The following is a 14,742-nucleotide window of genomic DNA, read 5'->3' on the forward strand; positions in this document are numbered from 1 at the left end:
GTCATGCTCGCCCTTATGGCGAGCATCCACGCCCTGAACGGCGCCCTCGACGAAGGAAGACGTGGATGGTCGGGACAAGCCCGACCATGACGACAGAGCCCAAAGGCCCTCGGTCATGAGCTATCTCGAACTCTCCGGCCTGCAGAAGCGCTATGGTAGCGCGGTGGCCGTCGATGACGTCTCGCTCTCGGTGGCGAAGGGCGAGGCCGTCGCCCTGCTCGGGCCCTCCGGCTGCGGCAAGACGACAACGCTGAGGATGCTCGCCGGGCTGATCGAGCCGAACCAGGGCATGATCCGCGTCGACGGCAGCGAGATTACCCGGCTTCCCGCGCATAAGCGGAACATGGGCTATGTCTTTCAGTCCTATGCGCTGTTCCCGCACATGTCGGTGGCGCGCAATGTCGCCTTCGGGCTCGAGGAGCGGGGACGGCCGAAGGCGGAGATCGCCCGGCAGGTCGAGGAGGCGCTCGCCATGGTGCGGCTTGAGGGGCTCGCCCAGCGACGCCCGCGCGAGCTCTCAGGCGGCCAGCAGCAGCGCGTTGCGCTCGCCCGCGCGCTGGTCATCCACCCTTCCGTGCTCCTGCTCGACGAATCCCTTTCCAATCTCGACGCCAAGCTGCGCGACACGATGCGTCACGAGATCCGCTCGATCCAGCGTTCGCTCGGCATCACCACGCTGTTCGTCACCCATGATCAGGTCGAGGCGCTGACGATGTGCGATCGCATCGCCGTGATGCATCGCGGCCGGATCGCGCAGATCGGCTCGCCCGAAGATATCTACGAGCGCCCGGCCACACGCTTCGTGGCCGAGTTCGTCGGCCGCGCGAACGCGCTGCCGGCCGAGCGCGGCAGCGACGGCAGGGTCACGCTTTGGGGCGCCGCCCAGCCGGTGACGGCACCAGTGGAGCAGGCCTTCGACATCTTCGTGCGGCCGCAGCGCATGCGCATCCTCCCGCTCTCGGAGCCGGCGGGCGACGCGACCGCACGCGTGACGGGCAAGGTGCTGCGCAACGTCTTCGTCGGTGACCATGTCGAGGTGCTGGTCGAGGGCGCGGGGGGCCAACTCACGGTCGAGATGGCGTCCGGCAGCCCTGTTCCGCCGGAAGGGTCGGAGGTCGCGGTCGTCTGGCGGGCGCAGGACAGCCTGCCCTTCGCCCGCGAAGCAGCATGACCGCCTCGGCGCGCCTCCCGCTGCTGCTGATCCCGGCGGCTTTGTTCGTCCTGGCCATCTACGCCTGGCCGACGCTGCTGCTGATGCGGAACGCCTTCAACGAGGTCGGCCCCACCGGCGCGATGGTCGAGGCGTGGTCGCTGAAGACCGCTGCCGACACCTTCGCGGACGGCTTCACCTTCGAGCTGACGCTGAACTCGATCTGGCTCTCGCTCAGCGCCACCGCGATCGCGCTCGCGCTGTCCTATCCGCTCTCTCTGTTCCTGTTCCGCACCGACTCGCGCTGGAAAGGGCTGCTCGCGGTGATCGCGATCATGCCGATGCTGATCTCCAGCGTCGTGCGCGTCTTCGGCTGGCTCGCCATCCTTGGAGACCGCGGCTTGGTCAACGGGCTGCTGCAATCGCTCGGATTGATCTCGGCGCCGCTCAAGCTCGTCTTCAACTGGACCGGCGTCACGATCGGCCTCGCCGAAAGCATCATGCCCTATATGATTCTGGCGCTGCTCGCCGGCTTCGGCCAGCTTGACCGCACGCTGGAGGAAGCCTCGCGCTCGCTCGGCGCCTCGCCCTTCCGCACCTTCATGCGCGTGACGCTGCCACTCAGCCTGCCGGCGATCGCGCTCGCGGCGGGGCTCGGCTTCGTGCTCTCGATGTCGGCCTATATCACGCCAAAGCTGCTCGGCGGCGGGCGCGTCTTCGTGCTGGCGACAGAGATATTCGAGCAGGCGACGACCAACACCAATTGGCCGGTGGCGGCGGTGCTGGCGATCTACACGCTCGTTCTGCTGCTGGCGCTGCTCGCGCTTTCCAACGTCGTCGCGAAGGGGCTGAAGCGATGAACGGCGCCGGCCCCGTCCTCTCCAGCCTCGCCGCGCTGGTCTATGCGCTGATTCTGGCGCCGATCGTTGTCGTCTTCGCGCTCGCCTTCTCGGCCGATAATTTCATCCTGTTCCCGCCTTCAGGCTATTCGCTGCGCTGGTTCCAGGCGCTGGCGGGGCATGCGCCGTTGCTCTCGGCGCTTGGCTTGAGCGTGCAGGTGGCGAGCGTCGTGACGCTGCTCTCGCTGGTCGTCGGCGTTCCGGCAGCGCTGGCGCTGGCCAAGGGCGAGTTCCGCGGCAAGGCTGCGCTGACCGGCTTCTTCCTGGCGCCGCTGCTGCTGCCGACCCTGATCACGGGTCTCGCGCTGCTGCTCTTCTTCACGCCGTTGCGGCTCACCGCGACCCTGCCCGGCCTCGTGCTCGGCCACATGACGGTGACGGTGCCCTTCGTCATCAGGATGATGACGACCGCGCTCTCCAACCTGCCGCATGACATCGAAGCGGCGGCTGCGACGCTCGGCGCCACGCCCTGGCGCGTGGTGCGACGTGTGACGCTGCCTTTGGCTATGCCCGGCCTGATCGCCTGCGGCTGCCTGTCCTTCCTGCTCTCCTTTGACGAGACGGTGATTTCACTCTTCATCTCCGGCCCGCGCGCCTCCACCCTGCCGGTCGAGATGGTGCGCTATGTCGAAGGTCGCACCGACCCGCTGATCGCGGCGCTCTCCGTCGTGCTCATCATCGCCACCCTCATCGTCATCGTCGCGGTGGAACGCCTGGTCGGCGTCGCCCGCGCCGTCGGAAAGTAATTTGCCGGCAGGATGTTGTCCGAAAACCGGTTCCCACTTTTCGGCGTCATGCCATAGGAGAAGCCCCATGCCCGACTACCGCATTGCCCCCATGCCGGAGCAGCTTCCGGCGGCCCTCGTCGAGAAGCTGCTCAAGGTCGAGACCGCCACAGTCGGCCATTCGCAGCACTGGGGCTTCATGGACCGCGGCATTCAGCCCTTGCTGCGCACCAAGCGCATCGCCGCAGCTGCGGTGACGCTCGCGATTCCGGGGCAGGATTCGACCCTGCTGCACCACACGCTCGGCCTGCTGCGCCCCGGCGATATCCTCGTCGTCGACCGCCTCGGCGACGACAAGCACGCCTGCTGGGGCGGCGGCGTCACCGTTGCCGCGAAGGCGGCCGGCGCGGTCGGCGGAATCGTCGACGGTCCCTGCACGGACCTGACCGAGATTCAGGACAGCGACTTCCCGATGTGGTGCCGCGGCATGTCGCCGATCACCACGCGGCTCTACAATCTCGGCGGGACGCTCAACCACCCCATTTCCTGCGGCAACGTGCCGGTGAAGGCTGGTGACGTGATCCTGGCCGACGAGTCCGGCGTGCTGGTGCTGCCGCGCGACGAGGCCGAGGCCATTGCCGATGCGGCAATAGCCCGGCAGGAGCGCGGGGAGCGCAATCAGGATCGTGTCAGGGCCGGCGAGAAGCTCGGCGACCTCTCCGGTGCGACCAAGATGGTGCTGGACGCGCTCGCCGCCGCGAAAGGTTGAGGGCGAAACCCCTGGCACGATCGATCCCTCTACGCAGACATCGCCGGCGGCATGAGCTTCGCATTCGATGCGAATAGCACGCCGGCCGGCATGCCCTTCATCACCCGACACTCCTTCCGAAACCCGGACACCATCCTATGACCGAGACCATCGTCCTGCTCGACATGACCGCGCCCGAACGGGCCGACAAGCTGCGTGCCTTCCTGCCGCCGGGCTTCGTGCTGACGCACGGCACGGCGCGCGGCGACGAGCACATGAAGCAGATCATCGCGGAGGCCGACTATGCCATTTCCGGCCAGGTCGCCGTTTCGGGCGACGTGCTGCGCGCGGCGAAGAAGCTGAAGCTCCTGCACAAATGGGGGGTCGGCTACGACAATCTCGACATCGCCACGGCGAAGGAGCTTGGGATCAGGGTGGCGCGCACCACCGGCTCCAATGCCGTGCCCGTTGCCGAATTCGCGATCGGCCTGATGTTCTCGTCGCTGCGCTTCCTGGCCCATGGCCATGCCGAGCTGAAGAAGGGCAAGTGGATCACCGGCAACATCCCGGGCGAGACCTTCATGCTCTCGGGAAAGACGGTCGGCATCGTCGGCTTCGGCGCCATCGGCAAGAACGTCGCGCGGATGCTCAAGGGTTTCGGCTGCACTATCCTCTACAACAAGCGCCAGCCCCTGCCCGCCGACGAGGAGGCGGTGCTGGGCGTGTCCTACGCCACGATTCCTGAGCTGCTGGAGCGCGCAGACATCGTCTCGTTGCATTGCCCGATGACGCCCGAGACCGCGAACCTGATCGATGCCGCTGCCTTCCGCGCGATGAAGAAGAGCGCCATTCTGGTGAACGTCGCGCGCGGCGGCGTGGTCGATGAGGTGGCGCTCGTCGAGGCGTTGCGCGCGAAGGAGATCGCCGGCGCGGCGATGGACGTGTTCTCGGTCGAGCCGCTGCCGGCGGACAGCGAATTGCTGACCCTCGACAATCTGGTGGTGACGCCGCACCTGGCCGCGATGGCCTCCGATAATTTCGCGCCGACCGTGAAGCGGATGTTCGACAACATCCTGCTCTGCTCGCGCGGCGAAGCCGTTCCCGAGCGCGACATCGTCGTCTGAGATTATTTGGGAATCGGCCGCTGCATCATGCGCGGCCGATCCTTCCGCAGGTCGCGGATGCCTCGTTGAGAACGGGGGTTTACGGCGGCCCCTGCCAATGCCAGTTTGATCGCATCCGAGGGGTGCCCCGAAAGGGGCTGAGATGGCGCGTGCCGAACCCTTTGTACCTGATCCGGGTCATGCCGGCGGAGGGACTGGAACGCGGCACGCTCGTCGGGGCGAATCCGCAATACAGCGACTGAACCGTCTCGACATCCCGGATCTCCTGAACCTTGAGCCAAGGAGGAGATCCCGATGAACGTCCACAACAAGCCACAGAAGAACAGCGTCAACGCCGCGTCGAAGTTCGCGGCGCCGACCGGCGTGACCACCGGCCCGATCATCGGCTCCCGCAAGATCTACGTCGCGCCGCCCGAGCATCCCCAGATGCGCGTGCCCTTCCGCGAGGTGGTGCTGACCACCGATGCCGAGCCGCCGGTCCGCATCTATGATCCCTCCGGCCCCTATACCGAGACCGATGCGAAGATCGACCTCGCCGCCGGTCTGCCGCAGCCGCGCCGCGCCTGGCTCGATGCGCGCGGCTTCGAGCAGGTGGCGGGAAGGGTCGTGACCGCCGCCGACAACGGCAACATCTCCGCCGACCAGCTCGTGCCGGCCTGCCCGGCGCAGCGCCCGATCCTGCAGGCCAAGCCCGGCCAGATGACGACGCAATACGAGTTCGCGAAGGCCGGCATCGTCACGCCCGAGATGATCTACGTCGCCCATCGCGAGAATCTCGGCCGTGCGGCGATGCTGGAGGGCGCCCGCGAGCGCCACGCCGATGGCGAGAGCTTCGGCGCTGCCGTGCCGGAATTCGTCACGCCCGAATTCGTCCGCGACGAGATCGCGCGCGGCCGCGCCATCATCCCGGCTAACATCAACCATCCCGAACTCGAGCCGATGGCGATCGGCCGCAACTTCCTGGTCAAGATCAACGCCAATATCGGTAACTCCGCCGTCACCTCCGGCGCGGCCGAGGAGGTCGAGAAGCTGGTCTGGGCGATCCGGTGGGGTGCCGACACGGTGATGGACCTCTCCACCGGCCGCAACATCCACAACATCCGCTCCTGGATCCTGCGCAACTCTCCGGTCCCCATCGGCACGGTGCCGATCTACCAGGCGCTGGAGAAGGTCGGCGGCGATCCGATCAAGCTCGACTGGGAGGTCTTCAAGGACACGCTGATCGAGCAGGCCGAGCAGGGCGTGGACTATTTCACGATCCACGCCGGCGTGCGCCTGCCTTACGTCCCGCTGACGGCGAACCGCGTCACCGGCATCGTCTCGCGCGGTGGCTCGATCATGGCGCGCTGGTGCCTCGCGCATCACCGCGAGAGCTTCCTCTACGAGCGCTTCGACGAGATCTGCGAGATCATGCGGGCTTACGACGTCTCCTTCTCGCTGGGCGATGGCCTGCGCCCCGGCTCGATCGCCGACGCCAATGACCGCGCCCAGTTCGCCGAGCTGGAGACCTTGGGGGAGCTCACCAAGGTCGCCTGGGACAAGGGTTGCCAGGTGATGATCGAGGGCCCTGGCCATGTGCCGATGCACAAGATCAAGGAGAACATGGACAAGCAGCTCAGGGAGTGTGGCGAGGCGCCGTTCTACACGCTCGGACCGCTGACCACCGATATCGCGCCGGGCTATGACCACATCACCTCAGGCATCGGCGCGGCCATGATCGGCTGGTATGGCTGCGCCATGCTCTGCTACGTCACGCCGAAGGAGCATCTGGGTCTCCCGGATCGCGACGACGTCAAGACCGGCGTCATCACCTATCGCATCGCCGCCCATGCCGCCGACCTTGCCAAGGGCCACCCGGCGGCGAAGATCCGCGACGACGCGCTCTCGCGTGCCCGCTTCGACTTCCGCTGGGAGGATCAGTTCAACCTGGCTCTCGATCCCGATACGGCGCGGTCATTCCACGACGAGACGCTGCCGAAGGACGCCCACAAGGTCGCGCATTTCTGCTCGATGTGCGGGCCGAAATTCTGCTCGATGAAGATCACGCAGGATCTGCGGGCCGAGGTTCTGGCGATGAGCGACAATGAGCGCGCCAGTCTCGAAGCGATGGCAGCCGAGGGCATGGCGGCGAAGTCCGAGGAATTCCTTGGAAAGGGAGCGAAGCTCTACCTGCCGGCGGAGTGACGCTCGCATCGGATGAATCCGATGCGACAACCATGCGGCTAGATCACCGTTTTCGCGCCCTATCGGACGCGCGGCGATCTAGCGCAACGGGTGCAATCGCGCGGCTGGCCTCTCGAAGCTCAGCCGGCCTCCTTTGAAGCCCATGATCGGCTCGGCGATCTCGGCCAGAGCATCGCCGGGCGTCGTGGCGTCCAGAATCACCAGGTCGGCGGGATTGCCGATGGCGATGCCATAGTCGCCGAGCCGCATCAGGCGCGCCGGCATGGTGGTCACCATGTCGAGGCAGCGCTCGAAATCCTGCACGCCGCATTGAGCGACATTCGCGTAGAGGTTCGCCATGCGCAGCAGCGAGACGTCGCCGAACGGCGTGAACGGGTTGAGCACGTTGTTGGTGGCGATCGAGCAGGTCACGCCGCGCTCGACAAGGATATGAGCCGGCGCAAGACCGCGCGGAACGGCATGGTTCTCCTGCCGGCCCATGAGATAGACATCCGTCGCCGGCAGGACGGTGAGGGCGATGCCGGTATCGGAGAGCCTCTGCGCTATCGCGGCCAGGGCATCCGGCGGCACCATCGAAAGCTTGGTGACATGCCCGACCGCGACACGCCCGCCCCAGCCATGGCTTTCCGTCTGGCGGCAGACCTCGTCGAGATGCATCCAGCTCGGGTCGAGGTCGAAATCGAGGTGAAAGTCGAGATCGACATCGAAGCGGCGCGCGAGCGCGAACAGCCTCTCGATCTGGGCCGCCGGATCGGTGTCGGTGTAGGGGCAGCCGCCGAGCAGGTCCGCGCCGTCTTCCAGGGCCGCGACGAGCAACTCCTCTGTGCCGGGATCGTTGGTCAGGCCCTCCTGTGGGAAAACGCAGATCGAGAGATCAAGACCCCAGGCATAATCCGCCTTCAACGCCTTGATGGCGGCGAAGCTCCGCAGGCCGGCGCGGGGATCGACCTCGACATGGGTCCGCATCCGGGTCGTGCCCTTGCCGATCGCCTTCTCGATGACCTTTCCGCCCCGCTGGTAGACGTCTGCCTCGGTGAAGCCCCGCTTCATCGCGGCCACGGCGGCTATGGCGCCGGCAAGGCCGCCATGGCTATGGCCGCAGCGCCCGAGCAGGCAGGCCTTGTCGAGATGGATGTGGCTGTCGACGAAGCCCGGCACGGCCAGCCTGCCGCCGGCATCGATGTCGGGCGCGTCGCACTGGATCCGGGGGGCGATGGCCGCGATCTTTCCGTCCTTGGCGCCGATGTCCAGTGGCTCGCGGTGTCCGGCAATCGTGACCCTACGGAAGACAAGATCGAGGGCGTGGTCGGTCGGCATGCTGCTGCTTATCGATTGGCATTCAATTGAGCAGAAAACGCGCAAGCACGTTATGTGCCGCGGCGCCGCCCGGTTGCTCGGGAAGCTCTGCCCGGGAGATCCTGTCGGCGGCCATGATCCTTCGTGGGTGCATCGTCGGGCGCATGAATCGCGGGCTGGCCTCTGGAAACGGAGCGTTCCCGTTCCCGGCCGCTATGCGGTGCCTATGGTCGCCTGAACGCCCGAAGCGGCCGAGGACTGCCCATATGAGCTTAGGCTCATCGTCTTGCGGGATGAGCAAGGCAGTTTGCGCCAGGTCAAATCTGCGGCTTCCTGACCATTGCGCTGGCTCGGGATCGGTTCTATCGGAGCGAAGGGTACCGTGCCGGCCTTGTGGCGCGGTTTGCCGGGAGGGCTCGACTGCTGGCGCGGGCGAGCCTCATTCCTACTCTGGATGGCTCGATTCGGCATTCGCCGGCGCAAGGGAATAGACGAAATGCTGCTCCGGGTCGGGACTCGCCGAAGCCCCCTTGCTCTTGCTCAGACCAATTTTGTCATTGGTTTAATTAAGCAGATCGATCCCCGGATCGAGTTCGAGATCAAGTCCATCGCGACGGTCGCCGACAAGGACAGGGTCTCCGAGTTCCATCAGTTCGGGATGATCGGCGTCTTCACCTCGGAGCATGAGGAGCAGCTCCTGTGCGGCGAGGTCGACTTCGTCGTCCACTCGCTGAAGGACCTGCCGACCTCCCTGCGAGACGGCCTGGCGCTCGCGGCTGTACCGAAGCGCGAGGACCCGCGCGACGTGCTCTGCGGCGCGACGCTCGAGGGCCTGCGGCAGGGCGCGCGCGTCGGCACGGGCTCGCTGCGCCGCCGCGCGCAGATCATGAGCCTGCGGCCGGATGTGACCGTGGTGCCGATCCGGGGCAATGTCGGCCCGCGCCTGGCCAAGATCGAGGGCGAGGACGGGCTCGACGCCGTGATCCTGGCGCAGGCCGGCCTGAGCCGCCTCGGGCTCGGTGAGGCGACGACCGAGCTGCTCGACCCGCATGTCTTCCCTTACGCTGTGGGGCAGGGCGCTCTGGGTATCGAAGCCCGCGTCGAGGACAAGCACATCATGGAGGTGCTCCAGGCGATCGAGTGCAGGCAGACCCGGGCCGAGGTCGATGCCGAGCGCGAGATGATGCATGCACTGGGCGCCGGCTGCAGCCTGCCCGTGGGCGCCTGCAGCAACTGGAAGGACGACCGCCTCGTGCTTCAGGCCCAGATCACCTCGCTCGACGGCCAGGAGCGTGTCGTCGCCATCGAGGACGAGCCGGGCGAGAATGCCAAGCAGCTCGGTCTTGCTGCCGCTGAAACCCTCAAGCTCTGCGGCGGCGAGAAGATCCTGCACACCAGCTATCGGGAATTCTGCAGCCACTTCAAGATGCTGCAGTCCTGAGACCGGAGGCCGCCTTCAGGCGGCCACGCGATCCGAGACGCTTTCCAGCGCGGCCGTGATGGCCGTCTCCGTAGCCTCCATGTCGGCGGCGCTGTGTGCGCTCGACAGGTAGCAGAGGCCACGCGGCAGGGTCAGGACGCCCCTGCGCAGCAGGGCGCCGGTAAAGTCCAGGATCGCCTTGGGGTCCGCCTTCGCGGTGTCGGCCAGGGTCTGGACCGGCTCGGGCGACACGAAGATCTGCATGGCCGGGCCCGCTTGCCGGGCGTTCACCTTGGCGCCGAGCCGCGTGGACTCTGCATTCAGATGGGCGCAGAGGCGTGCGGTGTAGCCGTCGATCCGCGGATAGAGCGTCGCGCGCTCCTCGCGAAGGACGCGCAGGCAGGCGATCGCTGCCGCAATGGAGAGCGGGTTTCCGTTGAAGGTGCCGCGATGCATCAGCTTGCCGCTGGCGAGGACGTCCATGGCCGCCGCGGTGCCCGAGACGGCGCTGATCGGAAGCCCTGCACCCAGCGCCTTGCCGAGCACTGTGATGTCCGGCGTCACCCCGTAGCGTTCCTGCGCGCCGCCCAGCGCCATGCGGAAGCCGGTGATGACCTCGTCGAAGATCAGCATCGCGCCATGCTTGCGCGTCGCCTTGCGCAGCCGCTCGAGGAAGCCGGGCGGCGGCTCGAAGCAGCCCGCATTCACGGCGGCCGGCTCGGCGATCACCGCCGCGAAGCTGTCATCCAACGCGGCTTCGAGCGCATCTGCGTCGCCCCAGTCGACCAGCGTGATCGAGGCCGTCGCGCCGGGGTCCTGCCCCACTGTCGAGGCGCCGTCGCGCCCGATCGCATTGGCGACGTGAACATTGTCGAACCAGCCGTGATAGTTCGCGCGGAACTTGATGATCTTCGTGCGGTCGGTCGTGGCGCGGGCGATGCGCAGGGCGAGCTGGATCGCCTCCGTCCCCGTGCTGACGAAGCTCGTCATCTCGGCCGACGGCACGCAATCGGCGATCAGTTCGGCGAGCTCCGCCTCCCCGCGATGGACGGAGGCCGTCCGCAGCCCCTTCGCCAGCTCGGCCCGGACTGCGTCCATGACCGCCGCAGGCGAGTGGCCGAGGATCAGCGGGCCATAGCCGAGCGCATAGTCGATGAAGCGGTTTCCGTCCGGATCGAAGACATGGGCGTCCTCGCCGCGCTCGATGACGATGGGCACGGGCTGCTGCGTCGCCCGAGGGGTCGACGAAACGCCGCGGGGCAGATGGGAGAGCGCCCTTTCGCGATGCGCATAGGAACCGGCGAAGCGGCGCCTATCGGCAGTATCGGCACTCTCGGTCATCATGCGTCTTTCACGGCATCGGGAGACAAATAAGTATCAAAGATAGCATGATGTTACAATCCATCTTCGGCAGCGACTCCGTGCACGATTGGTATCGTCGAGCATACATGCTAGCGATTCGTTCAGGTGAACAGGAGGCGGCGCATGGCACGATCCAAGGTGGGTATGGCGGCCGACAGAACCCCGTCGGACAGGGACGTGATCCCGCTTTATCACCGGGTCTACGTCATCCTGCTTCAGAAGATCACGGACGGCTCCTACCCGCCCGGCGTCTCGATCCCCAGCGAGGACGATCTGGCCGAGACCTTCGGCGTCTCGCGGGTCACTGTCCGCAAGGCGATGGACCGGCTGGAACGCGAGGGGCGCGTGCTGCGCCAGCGCGGGCGCGGCACCTTTCCGCAGAAGCCGCCCGCCGAAGCCGAGAAGCCGACGAGCCAGGTGCTCAAGAACCAGCTCTCTCTCGCCAGCAAGACGAAGGTAGACCTGCTGGACTACGGCTTCGTCAGGCCGCCGCCGAACCTGGCGCGGCTGTTCGGTGTGTCGGAGGACGGCGAACTGCTGCGGATCGTGCGCGTGCGCAGCGACGCGCGCTCGCCGATCTCCCACACGGTCTGTTACCTGCCCTCGGATCTCGCGCCGCTCGTGCCGCGTTCGGCCGTCTCGTCGCTGCCGGTTTCTGCGACGCTTGCCGATGCGGGCATCAGGCTGGCGGATTTCGAGGAGCGGATCACGGCGGTGCTCGCGGATGCCGAACTCTCGCCGCATCTGGACGTCGAGATCGGCACCGCTCTGGTCGCGATGAGCCGCCAGGTGAGCGACGAGAGCGGTCGCGTGATCGAGCTGCTGCAGGCGCGCTACCGGCCGGATCGCTATGAATATCGCGTCGAATATTCGATCGATGACCAGAATCTGGGCACGCGCTGGAAGGCGATGATCACCGACAGCGGCGCTGGCTAGAGCATCTTCGAGCGAAGTGCGCACCGGTTCGCGTGAAGAAAATTCGACAAAACAAGTAGATGGAGCATTTCTGCGATTCAGAGAAACGCGGAAATGCTCCCGGGCGCCGCTGTCCTGTCCGCCGTCAGCGGCGGATGAACGGGTTCGGGATGTCGGTCGCGGTGGAGATCCAGACGCTCTTGGTCTCCATGTATTCCTTGATCCCGGCGATCCCGCCCTCGCGCCCGATGCCGCTCATCTTGAAGCCGCCGAAGGGCGAGGTCGTGCTGGTCGAGCGGTAGTTGTTGACCCACACCGTGCCGGCGCGGACGCGGTTCGCCATGGTCAGCGCCCGGCGCATCGATTGCGTCCAGATGCCCGCGGCCAGCCCGAACTGCGTGTCGTTGGCGATACGCACCGCGTCGTCCTCATCGGTGAAGCGGATCACCGAGAGGACGGGGCCGAAGACCTCCTCCTGCGCGATGCGCATGCTGTTCTTCACGTCGACGAAGATGGTCGGCTTGTAGAACAGCCCCTTCGGATAGCCGGGCACCGAGGCGGGCTCGCCACCGGCGACGAGCTGCGCGCCTTCCGACTTGGCGATCTCGACATAGGACTTGATCTTCTCCATCTGCGGCTTGGTCGAGATCGGCGCGACCTGCGTCGCCGGATCGGAGGGGTGGCCGAATTTCACATCGGCGATGAAGCTCTTCAGCCGCTCGACGAAGGCGTCGTGGATCGTGTCCTGAACCAGCAGGCGCGAGCCCGCGACGCAGGTCTGGCCGGAGGCCGCGAAGATGCCGGCAACCGCGCCCTTCACCGCCTGGTCGAGATCGGCGTCGTCGAAGACGATGTTGGGCGACTTGCCGCCGAGCTCCAGCGTCACCCGCTTCATGTGGCGGGCGGCTTTCTCGTTGATGATGCGCCCCGCCTCGGGGCCGCCGGTGAAGGCGATGCGCTCCACCTTGGGGTGGCTGATCAGGGCGTCGCCGACCTCCATGCCGTAGCCGGTGATGACGTTGACGACTCCCTTCGGAAAGCCCGCCGCCTCGACCAGCTTGGCGAATTCGAGCAGCGAGGCGGAGGTGAACTCGGAAGGCTTCAGCACGACCGTGCAGCCGGCGGCGAGCGCCGGCGCGAGCTTGAGGCTCGTCAGCGGCAGCGGCGAGTTCCACGGCATGATGCAGGCGACGACGCCGATCGGCTCGGGCTTCGTGTAGTTGAACACGCCGGGCTTGTCGGTCGGGATCACCGTGCCTTCGATCTTATCCGCCAAGCCACCATAGTAGTAATAGTAGTTCGCCATGTAGCGCATCTGCATGGACAGCTCGGCGAGGAGCTTGCCGTTGTCGCGCATCTCTATGCGTGCCAGCCATTCCGCGTTCTCGGTGATGAGGTCGCCGAGCTTGCGCATCAGCGCGCCGCGCCCGGACGCCGAGAGCGCCGGCCAGGCTCCCTCCGAGAAGGCGCGGTGGGCGGCTTCCACGGCCCGCTCGACATCGGTGGCGTTGCCGCGCGGCACCCAGGCCCAGTCCTCGCCTGTCACCGGGTCCGAGGTTTCCAGCCACTTGCCGCCCTCTGGGTCGACGAATGCGCCATCGATATAGTGCTGGTAACGATAGCGCTGGTCTGCATCCTGCTTGGTCGGGCGGATGGCCGGCGAGATCGGTTCGAGCGAGAGAGTGGCGGCTGTCATCGTGGAATCCTGGGAGAAAGCGGCGGTGGGCGCCGTTGACAGATATGTATCATCTTCATATCAAAGATACCAATGCAAGTGTCGAGATGGCAGGCAGGTCGGAAACCGGCCGGAACCCGCCGCCGACCGGTTGGCCGAACTCAGGCTTGCGATCCAAAAAGAGGGGATCAGGATGAAGACGACGATTTTTGCTCGGGCCGGGCTTCTCGCGCTCGGTCTCATGACGGCTTCCGCGCCTGCGCTGGCGCGCGATTTGATGGTGGTCGGCTTTGGCGGCGGCTTCCAGGACAATGCCCGCAAGCATCTCTTCCAGGGCTATGCCGCCGAGAAGGGCGTCAAGGTCGCGGACGACGTCTATAACGGCGAGATGGCCAAGGTTTACTCGATGGTGAAGGCCAATGACGTCACCACCGACGTCATCATGGTCGAGGCCCCGGAGCTGGCCCGCGGTTGCGAGGACGGCGTTTTCGAGAAACTCGATTGGAGCGCCATCGACAAGAACAAGTTCATTCCCGGCGGCACGACGGATTGCGGCGCCGGCGCCGTCGGCTGGGGCGTGAGCCTGTTCTACGACCAGGCCCGCATCGCGACCGGCCCGGCCAACTATGCCGAGCTCTGGGATGTGCAGAAGTTTCCCGGCAAGCGCTCCCTGCGTTCCGGCGCCAAGATGACCCTCGAGATCGCGCTGATCGCCGATGGCGTCCCCGCCGCGGACGTCTACAAGGTTCTGGCGACGGCGGACGGGCAGAAGCGCGCCTTCGCCAAGCTCGACCAGCTCAAGCCGCACATCGTCTGGTGGAAGTCCGGCGCGCAGCCGCTCCAGTTCGTCGGTTCGGGCGAGGCCGCCTATGCTGTCGGCTATGTCGGCCGCACGATCCGCGCCAATGAGGGCGGTGCCAAGTATCCGGTCCTGTGGAACACGCTGCTGTTCTCCTTCGACTACTGGGCCGTGGTGCGCAATTCGCCGAACAAGGCCGAGGCCATGAAGCTGATCAGCTACATGACCGACGAGAAGCCGCTGACGAACCTGGCGCAGGACTGGGCGGTGTCGCCCGCCAACGCCGCCGTCGCCAACAACCCCGAGATCGTCAAGAAGAACCCGGGCATGGTCGCCAACCACGCCAAGGAGGGCCTCTTCATCAACACCGAGTTCTGGGTCGAGCACGGCGAGGATCTCGAGGCGCGCTTCAACGCCTGGCTGGCGAAGTAAGCGCTGCGGACCT

General features: G+C 66.3%; 12 protein-coding genes and 1 riboswitch. Of the genes, 9 read left to right on the top strand and 3 right to left on the bottom strand.

The window, feature by feature from the left end:
- The first annotated feature begins 115 nt into the window (after positions 1–115).
- The 6 genes from BoBH3_RS18390 (at position 116) to thiC (ending at position 6,830) form a co-directional block, all read left to right on the top strand.
- On the top strand, positions 116–1,171 hold the full coding sequence (locus BoBH3_RS18390) for an ABC transporter ATP-binding protein (RefSeq protein WP_262332285.1): 1,056 nt from the start codon (positions 116–118) through the stop codon (positions 1,169–1,171).
- A complete protein-coding gene (locus BoBH3_RS18395; protein WP_262332286.1) occupies positions 1,168–2,010 on the top strand; it encodes an ABC transporter permease in 843 nt (280 codons plus the stop codon). Before BoBH3_RS18390 ends, BoBH3_RS18395 begins: the two co-directional genes overlap by 4 nt.
- Positions 2,007–2,795 carry an ABC transporter permease gene (locus tag BoBH3_RS18400; protein ID WP_262332287.1) on the top strand — a complete coding sequence of 263 codons (789 nt, stop codon included), beginning with the start codon at positions 2,007–2,009 and terminating at the stop codon, positions 2,793–2,795. The genes BoBH3_RS18395 and BoBH3_RS18400 overlap by 4 nt, the downstream gene beginning before the upstream one ends.
- Before the next feature lie 67 nt (positions 2,796–2,862).
- Positions 2,863–3,543, top strand: coding sequence for an RraA family protein (locus BoBH3_RS18405; protein WP_262332288.1), 681 nt, complete (start codon positions 2,863–2,865; stop codon positions 3,541–3,543).
- 137 nt (positions 3,544–3,680) lie between these two features.
- Entirely contained in the window at positions 3,681–4,646 is a 966-nt protein-coding gene (locus BoBH3_RS18410; RefSeq protein ID WP_262332289.1) for a 2-hydroxyacid dehydrogenase, read from the top strand.
- A gap of 108 nt (positions 4,647–4,754) precedes the next feature.
- Positions 4,755–4,858: riboswitch (TPP riboswitch) on the top strand.
- A gap of 82 nt (positions 4,859–4,940) precedes the next feature.
- Positions 4,941–6,830, top strand: coding sequence for a phosphomethylpyrimidine synthase ThiC (gene thiC, locus BoBH3_RS18415; RefSeq protein WP_262332290.1), 1,890 nt, complete (start codon positions 4,941–4,943; stop codon positions 6,828–6,830).
- A gap of 78 nt (positions 6,831–6,908) precedes the next feature.
- Here the strand turns inward: thiC and BoBH3_RS18420 are convergent, their stop codons facing one another.
- Complete coding sequence (locus BoBH3_RS18420; protein WP_262332291.1) at positions 6,909–8,147, bottom strand: amidohydrolase family protein; 1,239 nt, start codon at positions 8,145–8,147, stop codon at positions 6,909–6,911.
- A gap of 475 nt (positions 8,148–8,622) precedes the next feature.
- Here BoBH3_RS18420 and hemC point away from each other — a divergent pair, with 475 nt between their 5' ends.
- A complete protein-coding gene (gene hemC / locus BoBH3_RS18425) occupies positions 8,623–9,567 on the top strand; it encodes a hydroxymethylbilane synthase (RefSeq protein ID WP_262332292.1) in 945 nt (314 codons plus the stop codon).
- 15 nt (positions 9,568–9,582) lie between these two features.
- On the opposite strand, the gene BoBH3_RS18430 is transcribed toward hemC, so the two are convergent.
- Positions 9,583–10,890 (bottom strand): aspartate aminotransferase family protein, encoded by a 1,308-nt coding sequence (locus BoBH3_RS18430; protein ID WP_262332293.1) that lies wholly within the window; start codon positions 10,888–10,890, stop codon positions 9,583–9,585.
- Between the two features lie 141 nt (positions 10,891–11,031).
- Here BoBH3_RS18430 and BoBH3_RS18435 point away from each other — a divergent pair, with 141 nt between their 5' ends.
- Complete coding sequence (locus tag BoBH3_RS18435) at positions 11,032–11,844, top strand: GntR family transcriptional regulator (RefSeq protein ID WP_262332294.1); 813 nt, start codon at positions 11,032–11,034, stop codon at positions 11,842–11,844.
- Between the two features lie 124 nt (positions 11,845–11,968).
- Here the strand turns inward: BoBH3_RS18435 and BoBH3_RS18440 are convergent, their stop codons facing one another.
- A complete protein-coding gene (locus BoBH3_RS18440) occupies positions 11,969–13,519 on the bottom strand; it encodes an aldehyde dehydrogenase (RefSeq protein ID WP_262332295.1) in 1,551 nt (516 codons plus the stop codon).
- 172 nt (positions 13,520–13,691) lie between these two features.
- Between BoBH3_RS18440 and BoBH3_RS18445 the strand changes: the two genes are divergently transcribed.
- Entirely contained in the window at positions 13,692–14,729 is a 1,038-nt protein-coding gene (locus tag BoBH3_RS18445; RefSeq protein WP_262332296.1) for an extracellular solute-binding protein, read from the top strand.
- The last annotated feature ends 13 nt before the right edge of the window (positions 14,730–14,742 follow it).

It is taken from the genome of Allobosea sp. BH3 (assembly GCF_025499465.1).
Classification (GTDB): Bacteria; Pseudomonadota; Alphaproteobacteria; order Rhizobiales; family Beijerinckiaceae; genus Allobosea.

What these genes read in the sequence shown, in the direction of transcription:
- BoBH3_RS18390 (WP_262332285.1), top strand. Translation starts at nt 116, where the DNA reads ATGAGCTATCTCGAACTCTCCGGCCTGCAGAAGCGCTATGGTAGCGCG.
- BoBH3_RS18395 (WP_262332286.1), top strand. Translation starts at nt 1,168, where the DNA reads ATGACCGCCTCGGCGCGCCTCCCGCTGCTGCTGATCCCGGCGGCTTTG.
- BoBH3_RS18400 (WP_262332287.1), top strand. Translation starts at nt 2,007, where the DNA reads ATGAACGGCGCCGGCCCCGTCCTCTCCAGCCTCGCCGCGCTGGTCTAT.
- BoBH3_RS18405 (WP_262332288.1), top strand. Translation starts at nt 2,863, where the DNA reads ATGCCCGACTACCGCATTGCCCCCATGCCGGAGCAGCTTCCGGCGGCC.
- BoBH3_RS18410 (WP_262332289.1), top strand. Translation starts at nt 3,681, where the DNA reads ATGACCGAGACCATCGTCCTGCTCGACATGACCGCGCCCGAACGGGCC.
- thiC (WP_262332290.1), top strand. Translation starts at nt 4,941, where the DNA reads ATGAACGTCCACAACAAGCCACAGAAGAACAGCGTCAACGCCGCGTCG.
- BoBH3_RS18420 (WP_262332291.1), bottom strand. Translation starts at nt 8,147, where the DNA reads ATGCCGACCGACCACGCCCTCGATCTTGTCTTCCGTAGGGTCACGATT.
- hemC (WP_262332292.1), top strand. Translation starts at nt 8,623, where the DNA reads ATGCTGCTCCGGGTCGGGACTCGCCGAAGCCCCCTTGCTCTTGCTCAG.
- BoBH3_RS18430 (WP_262332293.1), bottom strand. Translation starts at nt 10,890, where the DNA reads ATGATGACCGAGAGTGCCGATACTGCCGATAGGCGCCGCTTCGCCGGT.
- BoBH3_RS18435 (WP_262332294.1), top strand. Translation starts at nt 11,032, where the DNA reads ATGGCACGATCCAAGGTGGGTATGGCGGCCGACAGAACCCCGTCGGAC.
- BoBH3_RS18440 (WP_262332295.1), bottom strand. Translation starts at nt 13,519, where the DNA reads ATGACAGCCGCCACTCTCTCGCTCGAACCGATCTCGCCGGCCATCCGC.
- BoBH3_RS18445 (WP_262332296.1), top strand. Translation starts at nt 13,692, where the DNA reads ATGAAGACGACGATTTTTGCTCGGGCCGGGCTTCTCGCGCTCGGTCTC.